The organism is Pseudoalteromonas sp. SW0106-04 (genome assembly GCF_001293805.1).
Taxonomy (GTDB): domain Bacteria; phylum Pseudomonadota; class Gammaproteobacteria; order Enterobacterales; family Alteromonadaceae; genus Pseudoalteromonas; species Pseudoalteromonas ruthenica.
In genome coordinates, this window is the sequence record NZ_BCAI01000006.1 from 13,321 (window position 1) to 39,549 (window position 26,229).

The following is a 26,229-nucleotide window of genomic DNA, read 5'->3' on the forward strand; positions in this document are numbered from 1 at the left end:
AAATCTTATATTCCTGGCAAATAACCTACTTTAATTAACGCTTGGAGGCAAATTAGCGAGCATATACCGGCGAGAATATCATCTGCCATAATCCCAAGCCCACCATGCAGACGCTTATCAAGCATACGGATTGGTCCAGGCTTGGCAATATCGAAAAACCGAAACAGGGCAAAGCCCACCACTAAGGTCTGCCAGTTAATCGCCGCTCCTATCATGGTAATATAAAACCCTGCCACTTCGTCCCAAACAATAGCCGGATGGTCATGCACACCCAAGTCATCTGCGGTTTTACCACAGGCCCACACACCCACAGTGCATAGCATGAGTGCCATTGCTGCCTGCACCCACAGTGGCATACCCCAGGTCATAAAAATAAAAGGAATTGCCGCAAAGGTGCCCACTGTACCTGGGGCTTTGGGACTTAAACCTAAGCCAAAGCCTAGGCCTAAAAACTGATGACCGCGACGTAGATTAAATAAGCTTGTAGTGATCACGCGTCACCCTGTATAAAATGTTCAAAGCCCACTTGGGCGACATCGAGTTTATCTTCACCGTTGAGTACCTCGACCTTCCCCTCGCCACCCCGAATTTGGCCAATGCACACAGCCTCGATACCATACTGACTCAAACGATTGTCCAGCATCGCTTTGTGGTTCTCGGGTACCGTGTAAAGCAACTCGTAGTCATCGCCATAGCCAAGCACATAAGGCCATTTCGCCTCGCCTTCAATGCTCTGACGAAAGGCTTCTGACGTTGGAATTTTATCGGCATGAATGGTGGCACTGACCAAAGACATATCTAAAATATGTTGTAAATCGGCCAAAAGCCCATCGGAGATATCAATGGCAGAGCTGGCGTAGCCACGTAAGACCTGTCCCGCTGCCACCCGGGGCGTCGGATACTCCAATTTAGTGGTCAGCTTCTTCAGCCATTCAGGGGCAATATCTAGGTGTTGTTTGCGCGCTTCGATAGCCAGGCCCGCATCACCCAACGGTCCGGTAACATAAATCCAATCGCCGGGTTTAGCACCGCCGCGTGTTAACGCTTTGCCGGTAGGCACCGTGCCTTTGGCACATACGGTAACAGTAAGTGGGCCTTGCGTAGTATCACCACCAATGATTTGCACATTGAAATATTCTGCTATTTCATGCATGCCTGCGGTGAACTCTTCTAACCATTCTACTTCGGCTTTCGGTAAGGTAAGCGCCACAGAAACCCACGCAGGCTCGGCGCCCATTGCAGCAAGGTCACTGAGGTTAACGGCGATAGCTCGGTGCCCCAAAGCGCGCGGTGACATATCTTCAAAAAAGTGCACACCAGCCACCATGGTGTCAGTGGTAATGGCTAATTGGCTGTTTTCCGGAATACTCACCAAGGCGCAGTCATCACCTATGCCAAGATTCACATCCCGGCGCGTGATCCCTCGGCCTTTAAAGTATCGGTTTATTAATTCAAATTCTTGCATACACAAAAAAGCCGGCCTCAGCCGGCTCTCCTTGTTAAAGGTGCTTAGCTATTACGTAGCTGCTTAATGGCTTTATCAAGCACACCATTAACGAATTTATGACTGTCATCGGCACCAAACATTTTCGCCAGCTCAATGCCTTCATTGATGGCCACTTTGTATGGCACGTCATCTCGGAATTTAAGCTCATACGCACAAAGTCGTAAAATGGCTTTTTCTACCATATCAATTTCTTCGTACGGACGCGTCAAATGCGGAGCTAAGACTTCGTCTAGTTGTTTTGAGTTAACGGCAACACCGCGCGCTAGGTCTTTAAAATACTCTACATCGACCTTAGTCACGTCATTCTCGATTAACATGTTTTGTTCGATATCAGCAATAGCGTTACCGCTCATTTGCCAAGAGTAAACGGCCTGTAAGGCCAATATGCGCGCTTTGCGTCTCGCTGCTGGTTTCACTGTGAACCCTTAAATTTTGTCTAAAACATTAACCATTTCTAGGGCACCTAATGCAGCTTCGCCGCCTTTGTTGCCCATTTTTGTACCGGCACGCTCAATGGCCTGCTCTATGCTTTCAGTCGTTAATACGCCAAAAGCAACCGGTACATCATACTCAAGCGATACCTGCGCCAAGCCTTTATTCGACTCACCGGCAACTAAATCAAAGTGCGGAGTGCCGCCACGAATAATCACGCCCAAGGCGATGATAGCATCGAACTCACCTTTGGCGGCAATGCGCTTGGCAGCAAGAGGTAACTCAACCGCACCCGGCACATACACCACGGTAATATCATCATCGCTGACGTTACCTGTACGCTTTAGCTCATCGACTGCACCGTCCAATAAACTGCGACCAATGTAGTCGTTAAAACGCGAAATCACGATGGCAAATTTTTTGCCCGGTGCAAACTTGTTACCTTCAATAATTTTCATCTGTAAACCTTAATTGATTCTGCCAAGGCGTGATGCCGGCGAAATGCGGGTATCGCAAAATTGCCGCGCATCATAGCATAATTGAAAAAAAATAGCTGCTTATTCTGGCTGTACGTAGTCAACCACCTCAAGGTGGAAACCTGACAGCGCATGATACTTCTTCGGCATGCTCATTAAGCGCATTTTGGTGATGCCTAAATCCGCTAAGATTTGCGAGCCGATGCCCACGGTGCGCGATGTCCCCTGGATTTTACGGTGGTTGGCACTTTCGCCAGCATCTTCCAAAGCAAAGGCCTTAACCATAGCTTCGATATCGTCACTGCGCTCTTGCTTACCAAGGATAACCAACACACCATCATGTTCGGCGATATAGGCCATGGCGTTAGACAATGTCCAACTGCGGTCCGCGCCTCGATCGGAAAGTAAAATATCGTTAAAGGTGCTTTGTAAATGCACCCGCACTAAGGTTGGGTCGCTGATATCACCTTTGATCATCGCATAGTGCAGCTGACCATCGATGGTGTCTTTGTAGGTAACTAAATCAAACTCACCGTACTGTGTTGGTAGTTTACACTTCGCCACTTGCTCGATGGTGGTTTCGTTAAGATTACGGTACTCGATTAAATCGGCAATAGTGCCCATTTTTATGTCATGCTCTTTAGCAAAGACTTCGAGTTGCGGGCGACGCGCCATGGTGCCATCGGGGTTCAGGATTTCGACGATAACCGAGGACGGCTCAAGGCCCGCAAGGCGTGCTAAATCGCAGCCAGCCTCAGTATGCCCTGCACGTGTCAGTACGCCGCCTGGCTGCGCCATAATGGGGAAAATATGCCCCGGCTGGACGATGTCTTCTGGCACTGCTCCTTTGGCAACAGCGGCTTGTACCGTGCGGGCACGATCTGCGGCCGAAATACCGGTGGTCACCCCTTTGGCCGCTTCAATGGACAAGGTAAAGTTGGTTGAGAATTGCGCGCCATTATTACTGACCATTAAAGGCAGTGCTAATTGTTCACAACGCGCCTGGGTAAGCGTCAAGCAAATAAGGCCTCGGCCATAGGTGGCCATGAAATTAATGGCATCGGCGCTGATGTGTTCGGCGGCGATAATGAGATCGCCTTCGTTTTCACGATCTTCATCATCCATGAGGATAACCATCTTGCCATTTTTAATGTCGTCGATGATCTCCGCTGCGGTGTTTAAACTCATATCTTGCCCATTATCGTTTATTTTATAAATCCAGCTTGCGCCAGCAAGCTCTCGGAAACTGAGGATTGAGGCTGCTCAGCCTTGGCGCCATTAATTAGGCGCTCTAAATAGCGAGCTATTTGGTCAACCTCAAGGTTAACCTGGGTGCCCACTTGAAAATCTGCAATCGTGGTTTGCTCTAAAGTGTGTGGCACAATGGTCAGCTTAAAGCGACTACCGTGAACCTCGTTGACGGTCAAACTGGCACCATCAATACACACTGAACCTTTATAAGGAATATACTTCATCAGTTCGGCGTCGGTTTGCAGCCAATACTCAATAGCGCGGGCGTTGCTACGCACATCAACCACTTCGGCAATGCCGTCTACGTGCCCAGAAACCAAATGACCCCCTAACCTTGATAATGGCTGCAGCGCCTTTTCAAGATTAACACGTTGGCCTTGCTGGTAATGCGCAAAGCGTGTGAGTGATAAGGTTTCGCGCGATACGTCGGCACTGAACCCATCACTGAATTTTTGTGTCACCGTAAGGCAAACGCCATTCGTGGCAATGCTGTCACCCAAGGCCACATCGTCCATGTTGAGACTATCGCTGCTGATGCGCACTTTTAAATCGCCATCAACAAGAGTGAGTGAACTTAAGGTTCCGGTTGCTTCTATAATGCCTGTAAACATGGCTATTCCACTGCTCTTTTATCTAGGGTAAGGCGCACATCTTCGCCAATGGGGCGCATATCGCTGAATTGCATCTGTTCAATGTCGTTCATATTGGCAAATGGACCTATGTTCACCAGCCCTTTGGCATCTTGGCCCATAAGTTTAGGGGCCAAATAAACCACATAACGATCAATAAGCTGCTGCTTCGCAAAGGCCCCCGCTAGGGTCGCGCCTCCTTCAAGCCACAGCGAGTTAATATCATCTGCAGCCAGTTGCGTGAGTAACGCGTCTAAATCTACATGGCCATCGTTATCCCCGACAACATACAACTCGGTTACATTGTTGGGCCATTGCTGCACTTTATCAAGCGCAGGTGCTGTGCGTGAGCGCACGATAATAATCTTACCGGGTGTCTGCATTAACGCTAAATCGGGTGTGAGCCGGTAGCGACTGTCGATAATCACCCGCACCGGTTGGCGCACTTGCGCCAGCGGGTAATCGGCAAGTTGCTGTTCGCTTAGGCGCACATTTAATTGCGCATTGTCGCTTATTACCGTATCGGCACCCGAGACAATGGCGCAATGTTGCGCTCGCAGACTATGCACATCAGCACGGGCGTCACTGCAGGTAATCCATTTACTTTGGCCATTGGCGAGCGCTGTTTTACCATCAATGCTAGCTGCTAGTTTGCAGGTGACAAACGGGCGCTGCGTACGCATGCGTTTTAAAAAGCCCGTATTAAGCGCTTCGGCTTGGGCACCAAGCAAACCATACTCAACGTCGATGCCAGCGGCCTCAAGCATCGCCATGCCCCGGCCACTGACTTGCGGATTAGGGTCTTGCATAGCACACACTACTTTAGCAACTTTGGCGGCTATCAAGGCGCCAGCACAAGGGCCGGTACGGCCGGTATGGCTGCACGGCTCTAAGGTCACATATGCGGTGGCTCCCTCGGCATTTTCTGCAGCGGCATTTAAGGCATGAATTTCTGCGTGCGGCGTCCCCGCCTGAATGTGAAAGCCTTCGCCAATCACCTTATCATCTTTAACCAACACGCAGCCCACATTCGGATTGGGGGTGGTGGTAAAACGCCCCTGCCAGGCTAAGGCAATAGCGCGGCGCATAAAGTGCTCATCTTGTGCACTGAAGCTCATATTAATCCCCTAGACGGGCGATTTCTTCGCCAAATTCGCGGATATCTTCAAACGAGCGGTACACCGATGCAAAGCGCACATAGGCCACTTTATCCAGTCCTTTCAGCGCTTCCATAATACACTCGCCAATAAGCAAAGAGCTGACCTCTCGCTCACCGGTCGCTCGAATTTGCGACTTGATTTGATGCACCACCTCATCAACCTGCTCGGTTTTCACCGGCCGCCTTTCTAAGGCACGATGTAAGCCGTTAAGGAGCTTATCTTCGTTGAATGGTTCGCGTGAGCCATCCCGTTTAATCACGCGTGGCATCACCAACTCGGCGCCTTCAAAAGTAGTGAAACGTTCATGGCAATCAATGCATTCGCGACGGCGTCGAACCTGATGGCCGCCGCCCACTAATCGGGAGTCGATAACCTTGGTATCTTTGGCGCTGCAAAAAGGACAATGCATAGTGACTGGGGTTCCTGTAGAAAACAAAAAGGCCGCTATTTTTGCGGCCTTTATCATACACAAATGTTTGCCTAATGGCTATTTAGTGCAGCTTAGGCATACACTGGAAACTTAGCACAGATTGCTTTCACTTGCTCTTTCACTTTTGCCTGAACATCAGTGCTTTCGATGTTATCAAGTACATCGCAGATCCAGCCAGCAAGTTCTTTCGCTTCTGCTTCTTTGAAGCCACGGCGAGTAATCGCTGGTGAACCAAGACGTAAACCAGAAGTGACAAAGGGTGAACGTGGGTCATTCGGTACTGAGTTCTTATTCACCGTGATATTGGCGTTACCGAGTGCTGCATCAGCATCTTTACCGGTAATGTCTTTATCGATTAAATCAAGCAGGAATAGGTGGTTGTCCGTTTTTCCTGATACCACTTTATAACCGCGCTCTTGTAACACTGATACCATTGCTTGTGCGTTAGCCACAACCTGTTGCTGGTATGCTTTAAACTCTGGCTGTAGCGCTTCTTTGAAAGCCACCGCTTTGGCTGCAATAACGTGACACAGTGGGCCACCTTGACCGCCTGGGAAAACCGCGCTGTTAAGCTTCTTATAAATATCTTCATCACCACAATTAGAGATGATTAAACCGCCGCGTGGGCCCGCTAGCGTTTTGTGCGTGGTGGTGGTGATCACATGTGCGTAAGGCACTGGGCTTGGGTACACACCGGCAGCGATAAGGCCAGCTACGTGTGCCATATCTACAAATAAGTAAGCACCGACTTTATCGGCAATCTCGCGGAAACGCTGCCAATCAACGATACCAGAATAAGCTGAGAAACCACCAATGATCATCTTTGGCTTGTGCTCAAGGGCAAGGGCTTCAACTTGATCGTAATCGATCTCGCCGGTTTGCTCATTCAAACCATATTGAATGGCATTGTAGGTTTTGCCTGAGAAGTTTACATGTGCACCATGAGTTAAGTGACCGCCATGAGCTAAGCTCATGCCTAGTACAGTGTCGTGTGGCTGAAGTAGCGCTTGAAACACTGCGGCGTTAGCTTGCGAGCCGGCATGCGGTTGCACGTTTGCATACTCAGTGCCAAACAGCTCGTTAGCACGGTCAATCGCCAGTTGCTCAACAACGTCGACGTGCTCACAACCACCGTAGTAGCGTTTGCCCGGATAGCCTTCGGCATATTTATTGGTAAGCTGTGAGCCCTGCGCTTCAAGTACGCGTGGACTACAGTAGTTTTCCGAGGCAATAAGCTCAATATGCTCTTCTTGACGAGAAACCTCATCGCCCATCGCTTTGGCAAGTTCTGGATCAAAGTCTGCAATGTTCATGCTACGTTCTAACATGCTGTCTCCTAGGTGCAACGTAATTGTCGATTTGAAAGGTGTTATTGTACGCGCAAACCGCGCATTTGCCTATCAAGGATGTGTGAGCTTATTTAAACAAGGATTGAATTTTTTTCACAGCCCTAAAAGAATGATATTTTTAAATCCAACACATAATAAAAATAAATAAAAAATCACTATTTTATTTTTATTGCTAATGAAAAAATCGGCTTTTCAGTATCAGTGCCGGTAACTTGTCACTATGATCAATAAGCCGCCCAGCAATCACATGGATCACCCCTTGGTGGTTTTCTATTACCCCTTTCACTTCCAATAAACGTGCGGTTAGAAAGGCTTGTTGCTGGGCCTTCGCCGTTGCCTGCCACACCACGACATTGGTGTTGCCGGTTTCATCTTCCAAGGTTAGAAATGTTACCCCGGCGGCACTGCCTGGTGATTGCCGTCCAGTGACCAAGCCAGCAATAGTGACACTGGCGCCACTGCGACAAAGACGCAATTGCTGGGCGGTTTTTGCGTGCTGTAACCCCCCTTCGGCGCGTAAATAACACAGTGGGTGCGCGCCCATATTGACCCCCATACTGGCATAATCTTCTAGGGTATCCTGTAACTTACTTGGCGGTGCTAATGGCAATGCATCGCTCTGTTCACCAAAGAGCGGTAACCGCTGTTGTTTGTCGATAATCTGCCAGCGGCTATTAAAGCGGTCTTGCGCTATGCTCGCGAGTGCATTGCTGCTCGCCAATGCTTCTAACTCCACCTCGCGCAAGCCGCTTTGATACAGCTCACTGACGCTGCGATATCCGGCTATTGGCCGTTGTTTAACGAGCTGTTGCGCACTTTGCTGACGAAACCCTTTAACGCATCGCAGCCCTAAGCGTATCGCGAAACTTTGCCCTTGGCGTACCAGCTGGTGCTCCCACACTGAGGTGTTGATATCAACGGGCAACACCGTAACCCGGTGACGTCGCGCGTCCTGCATGAGCTGGTCTAATGAATAAAAGCCCATGGGTAAGCTGTTTGCTAAGGCGCAGAAAAACGCACTCGGGTAATAATATTTTAAGTAAGCAGAGACATAGGCCAGCACCGCAAAGCTCGCCGAATGCGACTCGGGAAAGCCATATTCGCCAAAACCACAAATTTGTTGATAGATACGCTCAGCAAATTGCTGCTCGTACCCGCGCGCTAACATGCCAGTGATGAGTTTACGTTTAAACTGAGTCAGCTCGCCATCACGTTTCCATTTAGCCATGGCCCGACGTAGCTGGTCGGCTTCACCGCCACTGAAGCCTGCGGCGACCATGGCAATTTTAATCACCTGCTCTTGAAATATCGGCACCCCTAAGGTGCGCTTAAGGACTTGCTCAACTTCTTTAGAGGGGTAAGTAATGGTCTCTGTGCCATCACGGCGTTTTAGAAACGGGTGTACCATATCCCCCTGAATGGGCCCAGGGCGCACAATGGCAATTTGAATCACTAAGTCGTAGTAACACCGTGGCTTGAGCCTTGGCAACATACTCATTTGTGCGCGCGATTCAATTTGGAATACCCCGACGGTATCGGCGCGTTGTAACATCGCAAACACCTGAGGATCATCGCCGAGGCGGGTAATATCGGCAATGCTGATACGGTGTTGGTAATGTTGCGCCAGTAACTTGAAGCAGCGGTGAATAGCACTGAGCATTCCCAAGGCAAGTACATCGACTTTTAATAAGGCGAGGCTTTCAAGGTCATCTTTATCCCACTGAATCACGGTGCGCTCGGCCATTGCCGCATTTTCCACTGGCACTAGCTCATGCAGCGGACCTTGCGAGATCACAAAGCCACCCACATGCTGGGATAAATGCCGAGGAAAACCGCGAATTTCATCCACTAAGCGGAAAAAATGTTGGTTAATGGCCACATCCGGGTCAAGGCCAAGCTTTATCAGTTGCGCCTGCCATTGCTCGCTGCCATGGCGGTGATTAAGCTGCTTAATATAGTAATCCAGTTGTGTTTCACTGAACCCTAACGCCTTGCCAACATCACGAATGGCACTTTTCAAACGATAGGTGATCACCGTTGCAGCTAAAGCAGCTCGCTGCCGCCCATATTTGCGGTAAATATATTGAAACACTTCTTCTCGGCGCTGATGTTCGAAGTCGACGTCAATATCCGGGGGCTCATTGCGCTCCTTGGAAATAAAGCGTTCAAACAAGACATCAATTTGTCGAGGATCTACCGCCGTGATTTCCAAGCAATAGCACACCACGGAGTTGGCCGCCGAGCCTCGCCCTTGATAAAGAATATCGCGACTTTTGGCAAAGCAAACAATATCGTAGATAGTTAAAAAAAAAGGCTCATATTGCTGCTCGCTAATCAGCTTGAGTTCTTTATCTATTTGCGCTTGCAGGTGTGCCGGTGGGGGCCCGCCAAAGCGTTTGTTCGCGCCTTCGGATACCAAGGCACGCAAGTGCTCACTGGCACTTAACCCCTTAGGTACTAGCTCATGTGGGTATTGATAGCTGAGCTCATCGAGATTGAAAGTACAGGCTTGGCTAATATGCACTGTTGCTGCGAGTTGCGCTGGCGAAAACAGCTTGGCTAACTTAGCTTTTGGTCGCAATGCGCGCTCCGCGTTGGTGAGTAAGGCAGCGCCTAGCTCGGGGACCGATTTCCCGGCGGCAATGGCGCTGAGCACATGCTGCAACGGCAAACGTTCGGCGCTATGCATCAGTGCCCCACCAACGGCCACAGTCGTTAGCTGATGGTGTTGCGCTAAGGCCTCGATATAAGTCAAATACTCGGGTTCAAAGCTGCTTAGATGACGCTGTACGCCAATGTAAAGGTGGTTGTTATAGTGGCGCTTAAGCCACTTTCCCCAGTGCAGGTCATGCTCACTCAACACCTGCCCCTGGCCTTGGGGCAGCCAAATAAGTATACAGCCTTGCAGAGTTTTCAAATCCCACTCACTAAGCTGATAATGACCTTTGGCTGTGCGCCGGCGGGCGTTAGTGATCACGCGACATAGTTGACTGTAGGCTTTTTTGGTTGGGCACAGGGCAATAAAATGTAAGTGTTGATAATGAAAAGAGCTGCCCACGATTAAACGCAGCGGCAGTTGCTGCTCTTTAATATGACTATGCGCCCGCACCACTGCGGCAACCGAGCATTCATCACACAAAGCCAAAGCCTGATACCCCAGCTCACATGCTTGCGCCACCAGCTCTTCGGGGTGCGAAGCACCACTGAGAAAACTAAAGTTACTCTGACAAAAGAGCTCACTGTATTGCACAGCATTCATTAGGCGAAGTACCCCTGTACAAACCAACCCTGATGCTTGTCTTTGAACAACCAACATAATTGCCCTTGGGCATTTTCACCAATGTAATAGTCACGTTCAATTAATTGCTGTTGCCACCAATGGCTTTGTATCCGCTCTGGGCCGCGTAATAAACAAACCTGCTCGCTAAGCACTTGTGGTTCCAGTAAAAAATTAGGCCGCAGAGGGGCTGTTTTTTTACTGGAGCTGGAGATGCTATAGCTGTGTAAAGGGCTTTCCTTCACTTGCGTATACTCAGGGATATGCGCATTAGTGCAATGCAAGTGATAACAATGTTGCGCCCCTAAGCGCGCGTGTAATACCCCTAGCAACTGCTGTTTTGCCAGCCCTTGCTGGCGCTTATCAAATAAGTTTTGGCTTTCACCTAAGGCATCACTGAATTGCTCACATGTTAATTGCACGGCAATAACGGGAGCATCCAAGCTAAGGGTCTCAAGCTTAACTTGAACTAAAGTTAACCAAGGTACTAACTGCCCTTGTGGTGCCACACTATGAACCGCAAACAGCTGTGTGGGTAATTCGCGAAAATAAAAGCTAAACTGCAGCTTCTGGGTGTGCAATTGCATTTGCCGTAAATAAGCACATAAATGCTCACATAGGGTGGTCATCACCGGAAGTAAACGCGCGCTCTCGTCTATTTCAAAGTTCAGCTCTTGCAAGCGCTGAAAGTACTGACTAGGTTGGTAAAAGTGATAGTAGCGCCCTTTTTTTGGTAAACGCACATGCCCTAGCTGCCCCTGCAAACGGGTGATGTAGTCCAATAATTCATAGGGAAAGCGTTGGCGTAGCTCGGCCTTAGGCAGCGCTAATAGCTGCCCAATCGTATTCAAGCCTAAGCGCGCCAATTGATGGTGGTATTGGCTACTTATACGCAACGCACTTACTGGCAACTGTTCCAAGCGGTGCTGTGCCGTAGCGGGGCTGTCAGTGATCATCTCAGTGCCCGCACGCGCTAACACTTCCGCCGCTTCAATACTCGGTGCACAACCATAGCGATAGTGTTGCAACCACTGCCTAAATACCCCTTGCAGCGCCTCAAATAGCTGCTCAATATCAGGATAGAGCATCCGCATACTGTGGGTCGCAAAAATTAAGCAGTCACTCCCACATAGAATAATATCGCCAGTACGCTGATAACAATGCTGCGCTATTTGTTGTAATAGCTGGCGCTCAAGCTGTTCGTCATAGGCAAACACAGCCAATGTATTGCACAGGGCCGCCGCACTAGCGAGCCCCATCCCCGGCTTAATGCCAGTCTGTTGTGCTGGCGGGTTACTTTGCACCACCTTATCTTTGCACACGAGAATAGCCGGCTCAATCAGTGCCCGACATTGCAATTGCAAATCACAAAAGTGCACAGCTAAGAACATCAGCCTACCTCAACATGCTGTAACGGCTCATTATCGCCTCCCTTGAAAACCTGATGAAGGTCGCTGTAATGTAAAAAAGGCCATAGCTGAGTGCGCCTTAGGTGTACTTCGCCACTGGCAAAACGCCCTTGTTGGCGCAATAAGCGCACGGTTAAACCGCAGTCAGAGGGCAAGATATGCACACTCAGCTGTACCGGCAGTGAGCAAGGCTGGGTGCTATAACTGAGCAAGACCAGCACCGCTTGCGATTGCTGACAGGCTAAGTTAAAACGCCGAACTTGGGTAAAGGATAGGCCTTCCTGCCATAACCATATTAAGGCACAACTGCTGCTACGAGCACATTGCTCTGCCGCCCACAGCGCCTCACTGTCACTTTTTGGTCGTAAAATAACGACGCGCTCGCTGGCTATCTGCAACTGGGCAAGCCAATGGGCACAAGGTTCTGCCGGGGGGTTAATAAGGATAATTAAACCCGATTGCTGCGCGCTTAGTAGCGCTTGCAGTAACCTAAATTCACCGATTGCCGGCTGGCTAAAAACACTGATCACCCCAGCATCAGGCCAACCGCCTTGCAATAAAGCATCAAGCTCAGAAAACCCTGTTGGTGTGTATGTTAACGGGCACGACTCTGCCTGTTCGCTCTGTGCTTTTGCATTGAAAATTAACCCTTGATGCTGCATTGAGGCTAATGTTGAATTCATAACCACCACCCAAAATACTGTTTATTTATACAGTATATACGATTTAAAAACTGCTCCCCAAGTTGTTTTCAAGAAGTATTTATAACAGCTTGTAATAACGGAGTTTTTAGTTCAGTTTCTAAGCGGGAAATGGCATAGTAGCTATTTACACGAAGGGTCATGCTCTCCATGATTGGCAACAGCTCGACAGCAATAGTAGTGAGTTCTGCTATCACCCTAGACTTACTGCGTGGCAGTGATGCAGCAGCGCTCTACCATGCGGTAGAGCAGAGCCGCGAACATCTATCGCGCTCAATGCCGTGGGAGCGCAATATCGTTGATAATGCCAGTGCCAAGCACTACATTACGCAGCGCCTTAACAGCCCGTTGCCAGGCGCCAAATGGTTCGCTATTTACTTTCATAGTGAATTTGCTGGGGTATTCGCTATCAAGCATATAGACCCTCATACCCAAGTCTGTGAATTAGGTTACTGGTTAGCGAATATAGCGCGGGGACACAGAGCCATAGACAGTATCTTGGCTTACATCATTCCCTACTTGAGGGCGCGAGAAGATGTGCACTTCGTACACTTTCACTGCTTGGAAGACAATCTCGCCAGCATCAACATTGCGCAGCGCGCAGGGGCGGTATTAAAGACGAAAATAGCCAATCAACTGGGTGTCGCTAAGGACACCCAGTATATGTGCATTTATCAGCTCGCGCTAAAGGCCCGCACCTAATGTACTGCGTCGCCTTGGCGACTATGTGCTTGCTGTTCACTGTTATTCACCACAGTACAGAGCTGCTCGATACCATCGAGCAGACGCAAGCTATAACGGTGCAGTAAATCAGCATTAATGCTATTGATATGATTATGTTTCACGGCGGGGATCGTGGTCCATTGCTGCCAATTAATGGCACTGTTATCAGCCCCTTTTTCGTCGGCCATAACAATGACATCCGGCGCACTTAGCAGCACATTTTCAACACTGATTTGTGGATAATCAGCGCGGCTATCGGCGAATACATTGTCACCACCACACAGCTCGATTGCTTTACCGATCAGCGTATTATTATTCACCGTCATCATGGGTTTTGGCCACAACTGATAAAACACCTTTTTACGCTGTTGTGAAGCACTTTGGTATTGCTCTTTTAGGCGTTGATAGCGCTGCTCAAATTGAGCAGCAACTTGCTCTGCTTCTATTGCGTGGCCGGTAAGTTCGCCAATCGCACGGATCTCTTTGGCGATATCTAATGGCCCTTCCACTTGACTGACTAGCAGCGGCACACCTAGGCGCTTTAATGCTTCGATGTCTTTGGCTTTGTTACCACTTTGCCACACCACCACTAAGGTTGGTTGTAGTGCCAATACCTTTTCAATTTGAATGCCATAATAACCACCAATACGGGGGATATCCTGAGCCGCCTGCGGGTAGTCTGCGTGCTCAACGGTCGCGACGATGTGTTCGCCGGCGCCAATAGCATAAAGGTTTTCCACAATATGAGGAGCAAGAGCAATAATGCGCTGCTCACTGTGACCATAGCTATTAAGGCTGGCACACAGCATCAATAGCAACATCAAGATACGCATTAGTAATCAAACCCCGCACGGGCTTTAATGCCGGCCTCAAACGCATGTTTTACATTACGAACCTCACTGACGGTATCGGCCAGTTCAGTTAAACGTCGATGAGCACCTCGCCCAGTAATAATCACTGATTGCATGGGTGGGCGGTTTTGTAATGCAGCGAGCACCTCATCAAGATCTAAATAATCATAGGTGATCATATAGGTAAGCTCGTCGAGCAACACCAAATCGATGCTGCTATCTTGTAAATAAACCTTAGCTTGCTGCCAAGTTTGTTGTGCTGCCTGGGTATCCGCTTCACGGTTTTGCGTCTCCCACGTAAAGCCTGTTTCCATCACCGCAAAGGGCACGCCTACCTGAGCTAATAAGTTGCGCTCACCGCACTCCCACAAGCCTTTAATAAATTGTACCACCGCCGCTTTTTGGCCGTGACCAACACAACGGGCAACGGTACCAAAGCCAGACGTTGACTTTCCCTTCCCGTTGCCAGTGATCACTTGTAACACTCCCTGTTCGGTTTGCGCTTCGGCAATACGTGCATCCACTTCACTTTTCACTTTTTGCTGACGTTTTTTATGTTGTTCGTTTTTATCCGCCATTTACAACTCCATGATTGCATTAACCTTTATGGTCAAGTACGGGTTACTGAACACAGCCTCTAAGAGAGCGATATACTCAGTCTGTTACTCTATTCGTCGGCGCTTATGACCTATAACACAGCTTCTTGTTTACACCCTTTTGAGCCAAAAGCAGGTGAAATATATCACTGTATTACAAAAACGAGTAATCACTCATGCTCAGTATACGCTAGTGGTAGGGTAATAAAACAGGGACTTCGGTCATGCACGCTTTTGCACATCAACCACATACACCCAGCTGTAGCGATGACTCCGCTATGGATGGCAGTGTAGCTGGGCTATTTGCACACCAACAACAAAAAAGTTTACTCAAGCAACAACTTACAACGTCACCCATCCACCTAGAGAGTGATGCACTTAACGCCTTAGTCGTCGATACAGCACGCCAAATTATCACTCCACATAGTTTTGACCGAGATGCTGTTAGTAAGCAGTTAAACTCGTTATTTACACACTTTAGTGCTTTATATGAGCAAGCGGAACTTACCGCCAATGAACGCCGGCAGCAGTTTATCCACCAGCATGGACTGGTGATGGCACCTAACTATTGTATTCATACTATCAAAGATACGCTGCGTGTTAGTCGCTATTTGCGTGCCATAGATAAAGCGGTAACCGCGCTTTTAGATGACGAGCAAGGACAATTGCATATCGCTTACCCTGCTTGCGGTCCTTTTGCTCCTTTATTAGTGCCCTTATTGAGTTATTACCAAAGCCAGGGGATTGATGGTCGCCGATTGCGCGTTACTTTTATCGATATACAACCCGGTGCTATCAAGGCTCTGCATCACCTACTTGCCCAGTTAGGGCTACAAGAATACGTGCACCAGCTATATTGCGGCGATGCCTGTCAATACAACGCGCCTATGTTATTTGATCTTGTGGTGGTTGAGGCGATGCAGCATGGCTTTAGTCGCGAGGGTCATCTAGCGATTGCTCGCCATTTTGCCAAGCAGCTGAGCCACACTGGCTACCTTATCCCTGAACGAATAGATATTCATGCCATGCTCAATGTAGCTCAACGGGAATATGTAGAGCAGTGGCAGCTGCACGGTTTGACGCCACAGGAACAGCATCAATTGCAAGCCGAGGTTGCCAGTGAGCGCACCGAGTTGGGACAAATCATGAGCCTAACCGCTGACAGTTTAAAAGCGATGGACCCCCAACAGATTAATGAGCAGCAACAACTCATTGAAGGAGCAACGCTGCGCATCCCTCATCTGCCTGAAAAGGCCGATAAACAAACCCTTAGTTTATACACCGATATCTCCCTATTCGCTGGAGAAACACTGAATTTGTATGAATCTGGGATCACTCACCCACTGCCTGACTTATCTGTTTGTATTAACTTTGAGCCTCAAGACCGTCATCCCGATGATACCGTGGCGCAATCAGGCAATGAGCTCAAATTTTATTATTGCCTCAATGGCTTACCTGGATTCCTAGTGACTAAGGTACATCACCATGACTAAGCCGCGCATTGTCATCTACGCCAGCTCCTTGTTCGCTTGGCCTTGTATTGAGAAACTACAGCAAACGGGGCAACTGGTGGGCGTGATAACCCCAGATCCGAGTCAATATCAGCAAGGCAAAGAAGCACTTTTGTTATTGTTAAATACCCTAGCAACTAACAACATTGCTTTTGAAGCTGTGTGTAAAGAAAAGCTCCACCTGATCCCCAGCCATCTTTCGCATTTTACGGCAGACTTAGCGCTGGTCATGGGCTTTCGCTATCGCTTACCTTCTTCCGTGTTGAGCCATTATCCCCGTGGCATCATCAACTGCCACGCCTCCAAACTTCCAGAGTACGCTGGACGCGACCCTATCTATTGGCAAATACGTAATCAAGAAACACACAGCGCACTGACTTGGCACCATATGAGTGAACAGCTTGATAGTGGTCAAGTAGTACTGCAAGAGCCCGTGATGATTTCCGCTGAAGACACCTATGCCAGCCTAACCCAACGATTCGCATATTTAGCTTTACATTCATTGGACGCTCTTCTTAATGAGCTCGGAAGTAGCCAGCAGCAGCATGTCACCTCAGTGTCGGCATTAGCGCTGCCCCCGCCTCATATTGACCTTGATTTTAGCCAGTTTGGTGCGGGTCAAATTGATGCGCTTACGCGAGCAAGCAATGGTCATTTTGGTCGTGTGCTATGCAAAGCTAAAGGAATGCATATTGAAGTTATTCAAGCCACGGCTGTCGATTACCCAAATTACGGTGTCGCTCCTGGCACTGTGGTGATGATATCTCAAGAGCATGGACTCGTGGTAAGCAGTCAAAATGGCTGTGTGCGTTTGGATATTCTCGCCTGCGAGCTTGGCGTCCTCAGCGGCGAACGTCTCGCGCACCTTATCCATTTAGATGCCGGCGAGCGCCTAAACAACTCAGAATTCTTACAACAGCAAGCATAAGGAATACCACAATGGAAGCATTTTTAGGACAAATTCAACCTTTTGGCTTTAATTTTGCCCCTCGCGGCTGGGCACTGTGTGCTGGGCAGCTCCTGTCTATCAGTTCAAACACCGCGTTATTTTCTTTACTCGGCACTAACTACGGTGGTGACGGCCGCACCACCTATGGTTTGCCAGATTTACGTGGGCGTACGGCTGTGGGCGAAGGCAATCACCCTGGAAGCCAGTTTAACTGGAAAATGGGCGAAACTCATGGAGCCGAACGTCATACACTGAATGTCACTGAACTTCCTCAACACAGCTTCACTGCAGCGCTTACCAATGTCACCGGAACGCTGATGGCTACCGCAGCTGACGGTACAACTGAAACGCCACAAGATGGGTATATCCTCGCGAAAACAATTCCCGGTGAATCTCGTGGTGACGACCCTGAAAAGATCTACGCTCCAGCTAACAGCGGCAGTCATGTTAACTTAGCAGGCGTATCTGTAAACGGAACAGCAAGTATCACAAGTCCAGGTGGCAATCAGAGCTTTAGTATTCTGCAACCTACTTTGGGAGTGAATTACTCTATCGCTGAAGTAGGTATTTTCCCATCTAGGAACTAAGCCAACCCTATATTAGGAACAAGCTCGGTGGTGCTTCAGCACCACATTGCAAATTAAGGAAGGTCATGTCGCAGTATCACTTTATCTCAGGGCTGCCCCGCTCAGGTTCTACTTTATTAGCTGGTTTACTCAGGCAAAACCCGCAATTTCATGCCGCCATGAGTAGCCCTATTGCTCCCCTTATGGGCAGCTGCTTAGAGCAAATAGGCGCTGGGAGTGAATTTTCCCCGTTTTTTAATGAGTCTAAGCGCCGTGACCTTTGCCTAAGCTTAGCCAACAGTTATTACAGTGAGCACAGAGATAAAGATGTTATCTTTGATACTAACCGTATTTGGACTGCGCGTATGCACCAACTGGTAGAACTATTTGGTGATTTCAAAGTAATTTGTTGTGTTCGCAACCCGGCTTGGGTGATGGATAGTTTCGAGTGTATTTACCGTAAAAACCCCTTCGACTATAGCCTTATGTACTCACCTCAGAGCCGACAAACAGTCTATACCCGCTGTGAATCTTTGGCCCATCACCAAGGTGCATTAGGCAGCGCGTGGACCGCTCTTAAAGAAGCTTACTACGGCGAGTTTTCAGAGCGTTTATTACTGCTGGATTACGATTTACTCACTCAGCACCCAGCTCGCTCTATGGAACTTGTTTATCAATTTCTTGCTCTGCCCACATTCGACCATGACTTTAATCAGGTGGAATATGACGAGGGAGAGTTCGATGCCAACATCGGCGTGAAAGGCCTCCATACCGTGAAAAAGCAAGTGCAGTTCACCCCAAGACGCAGCATTTTACCACCAGAATTATTTAAGAAGTACAGCGAGATGGCCTTTTGGCAAGACACAACTGGCACACAAGCCAGCTTGATCTGCGCCACACCGAGCCAAGGAGACAACCATGATTCAATTTAAAGCCAATAAACTAGCTGGAATGCTTGTGCCCTTGGGTTTAAGTGCACTTCCTACTTTGGCGGGTGCCTATAGTGGTTATATACGCAATGAGACGACGCGCAGCACATCACAGACAGTTACTTTGCAGACAAGTAGCGCAACAGCAGCCCATTTGCCACTAAAAGCAAAGCAATTTAAAAGCTCAGAGTTAGCGATTACCCAGGGTGCCCCCTCTGCACAGGCTAACAATTCAACCTTGGCAGAGCCTAACCTTGTAAGCGGACAGAACATCCATGAAATCATGGTCATTGACGCAACGCTTAAAGATAAATCAACCTTTTATAAGGCACTAAAACCAGGTGTCGATATCATTGAAATTGATGATAACAGCCCGATAATGGCGCAACTGAATAAAAAACTACAAAGCTACCGCGATATCTCTGCGATTCATTGGGTAAGCCACGGCTCCAGTGGCCAAATACATGTTGGTCAACAGCGAATAGATTCTCAACAGTTGCAACAGTCCCTTGTAGGGCTTAAAAGCCTGGGCAACAAACTACACGCCGATGCAGATATTCACTTTTACAACTGTAATTTAGCTAAGGGCAAGAAAGGTGAAGAATTTATTAAGCTATTTTCCGCTTATACTGGAGCGGATGTTGCCGCCTCAGATGATTTAACAGGTGCAGCTAGCAAGCAAGGTGATTGGCAGCTAGAGATAGTCCAAGGCTCTGTTGAAAGCGCATCGCCTTTTTCGGCAGCCGCCCTTCAGGACTTCTCTGGCGTTTTAGCAACTTATAATGCGGGGTCATTTTGCCCTCTTAGCGCTCCAGATAATGGCGAATGTGCTAATTCGGTCATCTCTAGCAATGGCAACCTGAGTGCGACTGCACCACCTAGTTCCTACGTACAGCATTATAGTACAACCAATGCGCTCTATGCGTTTAATAACTCCTTCCCCGACAACGCATATTTAAACTTTGCAAAAAATGGTGCATACGGAAACTTCGACTTAGATAGCCTAGTCATTGACGTTGACGGCACCTGCGATATTACTGTTACAAATAACTCAGGAGCCACAATTTACTCTCAATCTGGCATGAGCGGTGGTACCCAGACCCTTTCACTGTCAGGCAATAATACCAATATCTCCTCTTTCAAAGTAACGGGCACTAATTGTTCTCCAAACGCCACTTACTTTGGCGTAGTCAGTTTTGACACTTCTGTTGCTGTCACCAACACGCCCCCGTCAATTGGCAACCTCAATGGCGATAGTGTCAGTCTGTTCCCTGGTGCGCCAACACTCCTTGACCAAGGCACAGCAGCGACCATAACCGATGGCGACAGCGCTGACTTTAATGGCGGTGCACTAACAGTAACAGTCACCTCAGGAGAAGATGTCGCTGAAGATTTACTTTCTGTGAATACTTCTGGAGCCGTATCCTTGGCTGGCATTACAGCGGGGAGTAATATCTCGGTATCCGGCACAGCAATTGGCACCTTAGTGAATAATATTGCCACGGGGAATGACTTTGTCGTCAACCTCAACGCCAACGCCACTGCGGCGCGTGTGCAAACCCTGTTACAACAGCTCAGCTTTGAAAATACCGATACCGCCAACCCAACCACTGGCACGCGCAACGTGCGTGTCACTGTCAATGACGGCGATGGTGGCACCTCAACGAATCAAGATATCAGCGTTACTGTGCAAGCGCCGCTGAATAACGGCGATCTCATTCCTGCTGCGGGTGTCAGTGAGCCCGTGTTGAGGCCAACAACCTCGAATAGCCCGGCAACAGCCGTGGATGTGCTGGATTTTACGCTTGTTGATGGCGGTGGCGATGGCCTGCCGATGAATATCTCAAGCATTCAAGTGCAGGTTAATGGCACGGCCACAGAGTATGAGCGTGACAGTACCACTTGGCGTCTCAATGGCCCTGATGCCAATAATATCGTCGGTAATTACCTTGCAGGTACGTTGACCTTTTCTGGATTAAACATCAGTATTGCCGATGGCACCCAAGAGGACTATATAATCAATGCCTACTACCATGTAAATACCTTTATGGTAGATAACCGTACCTTTAGATTAAGCGTTAACGGTGAAACCCAGGTTACAGAGTCTTCAGGAACAACCATGGGCACTACTACTCAGGTAAATAATGGCACTGGTTCAGTGCTAGGCATTACCGCTACAGGGCTTAGCTTTACGACTCAGCCTGCAGGCAGTATCTCTGGCAATGTACTCACCACTCCCCCAGAAGTAAGAGCCGTAGATGACTTCGGTAACACCGATAAAGATTTTACTGAAGTAGTGACCTTAACTGAGGCATCAGCAGGCTCACTCAGTAATGCCAGTGTGAGCGCAACCCAAGGTGTTGCAAGCTTTAGCAGCCTGATTTACACCGCCACTGCCGACCAACAAAGCTTCACGTTAACCGCTGATGACGAGGCGACAGGTGCTGACTTTGCTAGTGTCGATGCTAATAGCATTACTTCTGATGTGGTTGCTACACGCTTACGCTTTGATACAGAGCCAGCGCCAACCGCCATTCCAGCAGGACAAAACACTAGCTTCACGACCGTGCCACAAGTATCAGCAGTGGATGCTGCAGGCGTTGTCGATACTGGCTACAGCACAGATATACTATTAGCTGAGGTTAATGGCGCTGGTAGCGTCACCATGACGGCCACAGGTGACAACGATGGCAATGGTGCGACCGTGACAGTTACCCCCTCTTCAGGCATGGCAACCTTTACCAATTTAGCCCTAAATTATACCCTTTCCGGTGCCTCTGCTGAATCGTTCAACTTGCGAGCGTCATCTGGCGCATTGACCGCAGCCGACAGTGCTCAGTTGACCGCTGCAGATAATGTTCCTCCAAGTGTGACAAGTATTGCCCTTGCGGGAACCCCCGCTGCAAATGATAGCAGTATCACCTATACCATCACTTTCAGTAAAAATGCCAATAATATCAGCACCGATGATTTCACACTCACTACGGTGTCTGGGACCGCAAGTGGTGACATAGCTTCAGTGTCTGCATCCAGTGGCTCAAGCGTCAATATCACCGTCAACAACATCGCTGGTACCGGCAGCATCCGCCTAGATTTAAATGCTAATACCGACATCGTTGATGACTCTGGCAACGGCAATAATAACAATGGCTATGTGCCTGCGTTTAACTCCGGCGAAACACATAATGTAGATGTAGTTGCACCACAAATCTCTAGCATATCTGTTCCTGCTGATGGCACATATAAAACAGGTGATACTTTAGACTTCACTCTAAATAGTAATGAAAACTTAACCGTCAATACAGCTGGCGGAACGCCAGGTTTAACTATCGATATTGGTGGTTCTGCTGTCACTGCAAATTACCTGTCCGGCTCAGGAACAGCTGCGTTGAACTTTAGAACTGCCGCTCTAGCAGCCGGCCTTGAAGATACTAATGGTATTGGTTTAAGTGCACTTACCCTCGCAGGGGGAACCATCAATGATAATGCAGGTAATGCCTTAGATGTGACCTTGAATAACGTTGGCGCTTTATCTGGGGTATTGGTAGATAGCATAGCCCCGAGCGTTACCTCAGTCAGTGCAACAACAAGTGATGGCGCTTACGGTGCTGGCGACGTAATTAATGTCGGAGTCACCTTTAGCGAAGCCATTAATGTCACTGGCGGAGTACCTAGCCTAACATTGGAAACCGGTGCCACAGATAGAACAGTTGCTTATAGTTCTGGCTCTGGCACAACTACCTTAATGTTCACCTATACAGTGCAAGCTAGCGATACCAGTGCCGACCTTGATTACACAACGACTTCAGCGTTGGCACTTAACGGGGCTCAGGTGAGTGATAGCGCTGGAAATAATGCGAGCTTAACCTTAGCAACTCCAGGCGCAGCGGGCAGCTTGGGCGCTAATAAAGCGTTGGTGATAGATACCACAGCTCCAGTAAGCCCAACTGTAACCACCCCAAGCGCACCTGAGAGCACCACCAGCACTCAATTAGCAGTAGCTGGTACGCATAGCGAGAACGGTGTCAATATCGCGCTTTACGCTGATGCTAATGATGATGGTACTGCTGATTCAACCAGTGTACTGGCTTCATCTGCAGTATCTGGGAATGCGTGGTCGCTGTCGGCACCGCTGACACTGGGCGATAATAACTTTGTGGTCGCTGCACTTGATGCTGCGGGCAATATCTCCGCATACATTGATGTGGCCACTATTACAAGAAACGAGCCCAATACAGCCCCTCTCATATCTGGATCCCCAAATACGGTGGCGACGGTGGGGGATAGTTACTCATTTACACCTACAGCTAGTGATGACGACAATGATCCGTTAACATTCAGCATCACTAATAAACCTACCTGGGCAACCTTCGATACCGCAACTGGGCAACTACAGGGTACACCCAGTGAGAGCGATGTTGGCACCGTTAGCAATATTCAAATCACCGTCAGTGATGGTGATTTGAGTGCACAACTTCCTGCGTTTGCTATCGAAGTCAGTGCTGCTAATCAAGCGCCCGTTATTTCTGGTACACCTCCTACAGCTGCTACCGTGCAGCAAGTGTATACCTTTGCTCCCACAGCATCAGACCCAGAAGGTGATGAGTTAACGTTCAGCATCACTAACCAGCCCACCTGGGCAGCCTTCGATACCGCAACTGGGCAACTGCAAGGTACACCCACTGAGAGCGATGTTGGCACCGTTAGCAATATTCAAATCACCGTCAGTGATGGTGACTTGAGTGCACAACTCCCGGCGTTTGCTATCGAAGTCACTGCGGCTAATCAGGCTCCACGTATTATCACTCGCACCATGAGTGTTGAAGAAGATACGTCAAAAACGGTGACCCTAGAAGTAGACGATGAACAAGCCGAGCAAGTCACTATTACTGTCGTTTCAGCGCCTGTGCAGGGTGAGCTACTCGTCAATGGCTTGAGCCTTACTTACACGCCCAATACTGACTTCCAAGGCACTGATAGTGCAACTTTGATAGCAAGTGACGGTGACTTACAAAGTGAACCTGTCGCTATTGAAATTACTGTCACCGGAGCCAATGACAAACCAATAGCCAATGATGATACTTTGAGCCTTACACGCAATGATAGCGGCACATATATTCTTGAGGTACTTAGCAATGACAGCGATCCAGATCAAGGTGATACCTTACGCATAACAACAGCTAGCGCAGAATTAGGTAATGTCACTATCGACAATGGCGCGCTGCTATATACGCCTCCGGGTGGTCTTAATGAAACCACGACATTGCGCTATCGCATCGCCGACGAGCAAGGTTTAGCGGATATAGCAACGGTCAGGTTCTCCCTTGATGGCCCTATGGCCGACGATACCCCGGTACTCTCACTGCCTGCGGATGTCAGTGTTGATGCCACAGGCTTGTACACTAAAGTAAATCTTGGTGTTGCCACTGCTGTCGATGCAACGGGTAAAGCCATTGCGGTTAGAATCCTAGACAATCCGGTGTATTTCAAACCAGGCGTGCATAAAATTTACTGGCAAGCTACAGATGATCAAGGTCGCAGTGCCTTGCAATCACAGCGTGTGGAGGTCAACCCACAGGTAAGCTTGAGTGCACAAAGTATTATCACTGAGGGGCGTAGTCATAGCATTACCGCTTACTTAAACGGTCCTGCGCCAAGCTACCCACTTATAGTGCCTTTTACCGTCAGTGGCAGTAGCAGCAGTGATGACCATTCACTTACCAATGCAGAACTACGCTTCACCTCTGAGCAAGCAACCATCGACTTTGATGTATTCGCTGATGCCCTTGATGAAGAGGATGAAACCATCACCATAACACTGGACGAAAGTATCAATAGAGGCCCAACGTGGCAGCACCAGGTAACGATTACACAGCGTAACCTTGCCCCACAAGTGAAGGTAACAGCACAGCAAAACGCGCAAGCGATGACGTTATTTGTTGCCGACCAGGATATTGAGCTTATAGCCCAAGTAAGCGATGCGAATATCAATGACTCTCATACTTATCAGTGGCAAATAAACCCGACACTACCTTTGAACCAATCGAGTAGTGAACGCGCTATTATTGAGGCCAATGATCTAACTCCGGGTATCTATAATGTCAGTCTCGAAGTCACTGATAGCGGCACTCCAGCGGCCAGTCAAAGTGTCAAACTGCAGTTAGATGTACGCAGTACGCTACCCCCTTTGAGTGATAATGATAGTGACGGCGATCTGATCCCTGATGATAGTGAAGGTTACCGTGATAGTGACGGTGACGGCGTTGCTGATTATTTGGACGCCATCGGCGTATGTCACTTACTTGCAGCGACACCAGCGCAAGAAGACAACTTTATCGTCGAGACTGAATATGGCAACTGTCTGCAAACCAGCATATTTGCTGATGCTGCGAATGCAGGGGCTGAGCTGATGCCAGAGCAGGTCGCAAGTGATGAAGACACACGTCATGTTGGCACACTTTACGGTGTGGTAGTCAGTGCCCTACCGGTGCCTGGTGCTGCCGTTGATTTTGTACTTCCGCAGCGTCAGCCGTTGCCGCAAAATGCACTCTATCGCAAGTATATCAATGACCAATGGCAAGATTTGGATACCCAAGGCGATGACGCTGTTGCTTCAGCGTTAGGTAGTAAAGGTTACTGCCCAGCACCAGGCAGTGAGCTTTGGCAACCCGGGCTGACAGCCGGTCACTGGTGTGTACAATTAACTTTGACAGATGGCGGCGCCAACGATGCTGATGGCATCATCAATGGCAGCATTGTTGACCCTGGTGTGGTGGCTATAGCTCTTGATGCCAACCAGCCACCGGTTGCAAACGATGATGTGTACACGGTAGCAGAGAACGCTATGCCGATGCTCGATGTGCTAAGTAATGATACTGATGCCGAGAGTGATGAAATCATGCTTACTGGCGTGGAGGCGGAGCTGGGTGATGCCAGTATTGTTGATAATAAAATCCTATACCAAACACCTAGCCAGTTCATTGGTAACGACCGTTTGATCTACAGCATTCGCGACGCTGCAGGCAATAGCCACAGTGCCGAGGTAAGTATTAACATTGTCGCTAACCAAGCGCCGGTTGCAGTTGCTGATAGCGCATCAGTGGCCTACCAAGGTACGGTTACAGTGGATGTACTCGCCAATGATAGCGACCCAGAGGGACAAGTGTTAACAGTGACCCAAGCGAGCAGTGAACATGGGGAGGTAGTAATTAACAGTGACTTCTCATTACGCTTTAGCGCCGCCGATGGCTTTAGCGGTAATGCGTTAGTACGCTATACCTTAAGCGATGAACTCGGAGCCACCGCACAAGGCGAGCTTAATATCGAGGTTGCTGCTGAAGTAGACAACTCACAGCCGCCAAAGCGTAAGCAAAGTAGCGGAACTCTAGCATGGCTAGTTATGTTACTTGCGTTAGTGGCTATTCGCCGACAAGCCAAGCGACTGAAATAACCGCAACGTCATTAAGTTAATGAATAAAAGCCT

Annotated in this window: 20 protein-coding genes; 6 read left to right on the top strand and 14 right to left on the bottom strand. The window is 48.8% G+C overall.

Annotated elements, in window-relative coordinates; translation table 11 throughout:
• Positions 1-5: 5 nt before the first annotated feature.
• The 12 genes from W04_RS08455 to W04_RS08510 all read right to left on the bottom strand — a co-directional run bounded on the left by W04_RS08455 (position 6) and on the right by W04_RS08510 (position 12,603).
• A complete protein-coding gene (locus W04_RS08455) occupies positions 6-494 on the bottom strand; it encodes a phosphatidylglycerophosphatase A (RefSeq protein WP_022943550.1) in 489 nt (162 codons plus the stop codon).
• The gene (gene thiL / locus W04_RS08460) at positions 491-1,465 is read right to left on the bottom strand and encodes a thiamine-phosphate kinase (protein WP_022943551.1); all 975 of its coding nucleotides are present in this window, start codon (positions 1,463-1,465) and stop codon (positions 491-493) included. Before thiL ends, W04_RS08455 begins: the two co-directional genes overlap by 4 nt.
• Positions 1,466-1,509: 44 nt before the next feature.
• The gene (nusB, locus tag W04_RS08465; protein WP_022943552.1) at positions 1,510-1,923 is read right to left on the bottom strand and encodes a transcription antitermination factor NusB; all 414 of its coding nucleotides are present in this window, start codon (positions 1,921-1,923) and stop codon (positions 1,510-1,512) included.
• A gap of 9 nt (positions 1,924-1,932) precedes the next feature.
• The gene (ribE, locus tag W04_RS08470; protein ID WP_022943553.1) at positions 1,933-2,397 is read right to left on the bottom strand and encodes a 6,7-dimethyl-8-ribityllumazine synthase; all 465 of its coding nucleotides are present in this window, start codon (positions 2,395-2,397) and stop codon (positions 1,933-1,935) included.
• Between the two features lie 99 nt (positions 2,398-2,496).
• Positions 2,497-3,603: a bifunctional 3,4-dihydroxy-2-butanone-4-phosphate synthase/GTP cyclohydrolase II gene (ribBA, locus tag W04_RS08475; protein ID WP_022943554.1), complete on the bottom strand. Its 1,107-nt coding sequence runs from the start codon at positions 3,601-3,603 to the stop codon at positions 2,497-2,499.
• Positions 3,604-3,620: 17 nt separating this feature from the next.
• Positions 3,621-4,277, bottom strand: coding sequence for a riboflavin synthase (locus W04_RS08480; RefSeq protein ID WP_053910526.1), 657 nt, complete (start codon positions 4,275-4,277; stop codon positions 3,621-3,623).
• 2 nt (positions 4,278-4,279) lie between these two features.
• A complete protein-coding gene (gene ribD / locus W04_RS08485; protein ID WP_053910527.1) occupies positions 4,280-5,413 on the bottom strand; it encodes a bifunctional diaminohydroxyphosphoribosylaminopyrimidine deaminase/5-amino-6-(5-phosphoribosylamino)uracil reductase RibD in 1,134 nt (377 codons plus the stop codon).
• A gap of 1 nt (position 5,414) precedes the next feature.
• Positions 5,415-5,864 carry a transcriptional regulator NrdR gene (gene nrdR / locus W04_RS08490; RefSeq protein WP_026111229.1) on the bottom strand — a complete coding sequence of 150 codons (450 nt, stop codon included), beginning with the start codon at positions 5,862-5,864 and terminating at the stop codon, positions 5,415-5,417.
• A 92-nt stretch (positions 5,865-5,956) separates the two neighbouring features.
• Positions 5,957-7,213, bottom strand: coding sequence for a serine hydroxymethyltransferase (gene glyA, locus W04_RS08495; protein ID WP_022945772.1), 1,257 nt, complete (start codon positions 7,211-7,213; stop codon positions 5,957-5,959).
• Between the two features lie 193 nt (positions 7,214-7,406).
• Entirely contained in the window at positions 7,407-10,493 is a 3,087-nt protein-coding gene (locus tag W04_RS08500) for an error-prone DNA polymerase (protein WP_197275951.1), read from the bottom strand.
• Positions 10,493-11,902, bottom strand: a complete 1,410-nt coding sequence (locus W04_RS08505; protein WP_053910528.1) for a DNA polymerase Y family protein — start codon at positions 11,900-11,902, stop codon at positions 10,493-10,495. Before W04_RS08505 ends, W04_RS08500 begins: the two co-directional genes overlap by 1 nt.
• On the bottom strand, positions 11,902-12,603 hold the full coding sequence (locus W04_RS08510) for a hypothetical protein (RefSeq protein ID WP_157576359.1): 702 nt from the start codon (positions 12,601-12,603) through the stop codon (positions 11,902-11,904). Before W04_RS08510 ends, W04_RS08505 begins: the two co-directional genes overlap by 1 nt.
• A 198-nt stretch (positions 12,604-12,801) precedes the next feature.
• Between W04_RS08510 and W04_RS08515 the strand changes: the two genes are divergently transcribed.
• A complete protein-coding gene (locus tag W04_RS08515) occupies positions 12,802-13,323 on the top strand; it encodes a GNAT family N-acetyltransferase (RefSeq protein WP_197275952.1) in 522 nt (173 codons plus the stop codon).
• On the opposite strand, the gene W04_RS08520 is transcribed toward W04_RS08515, so the two are convergent.
• The gene (locus tag W04_RS08520) at positions 13,320-14,177 is read right to left on the bottom strand and encodes a cobalamin-binding protein (protein ID WP_022945777.1); all 858 of its coding nucleotides are present in this window, start codon (positions 14,175-14,177) and stop codon (positions 13,320-13,322) included. The genes W04_RS08515 and W04_RS08520 overlap by 4 nt on opposite strands.
• Complete coding sequence (gene cobO / locus W04_RS08525; RefSeq protein ID WP_053910531.1) at positions 14,177-14,773, bottom strand: cob(I)yrinic acid a,c-diamide adenosyltransferase; 597 nt, start codon at positions 14,771-14,773, stop codon at positions 14,177-14,179. The genes W04_RS08520 and cobO overlap by 1 nt, the downstream gene beginning before the upstream one ends.
• Positions 14,774-15,015: 242 nt before the next feature.
• On the opposite strand from cobO, the gene W04_RS08530 reads away from it, so the two are divergent.
• The 5 genes from W04_RS08530 (at position 15,016) to W04_RS08550 (ending at position 26,196) form a co-directional block, all read left to right on the top strand.
• Positions 15,016-16,284 carry a hypothetical protein gene (locus W04_RS08530; RefSeq protein WP_053910532.1) on the top strand — a complete coding sequence of 423 codons (1,269 nt, stop codon included), beginning with the start codon at positions 15,016-15,018 and terminating at the stop codon, positions 16,282-16,284.
• Complete coding sequence (locus tag W04_RS08535) at positions 16,277-17,230, top strand: methionyl-tRNA formyltransferase (protein ID WP_053910533.1); 954 nt, start codon at positions 16,277-16,279, stop codon at positions 17,228-17,230. Before W04_RS08530 ends, W04_RS08535 begins: the two co-directional genes overlap by 8 nt.
• 11 nt (positions 17,231-17,241) lie before the next feature.
• The gene (locus tag W04_RS08540; protein WP_053910534.1) at positions 17,242-17,838 is read left to right on the top strand and encodes a phage tail protein; all 597 of its coding nucleotides are present in this window, start codon (positions 17,242-17,244) and stop codon (positions 17,836-17,838) included.
• Between the two features lie 65 nt (positions 17,839-17,903).
• Entirely contained in the window at positions 17,904-18,749 is an 846-nt protein-coding gene (locus W04_RS08545; RefSeq protein ID WP_082342192.1) for a sulfotransferase, read from the top strand.
• Positions 18,736-26,196, top strand: a complete 7,461-nt coding sequence (locus tag W04_RS08550) for an Ig-like domain-containing protein (RefSeq protein WP_053910535.1) — start codon at positions 18,736-18,738, stop codon at positions 26,194-26,196. The genes W04_RS08545 and W04_RS08550 overlap by 14 nt, the downstream gene beginning before the upstream one ends.
• Positions 26,197-26,229 lie beyond the last annotated feature (33 nt).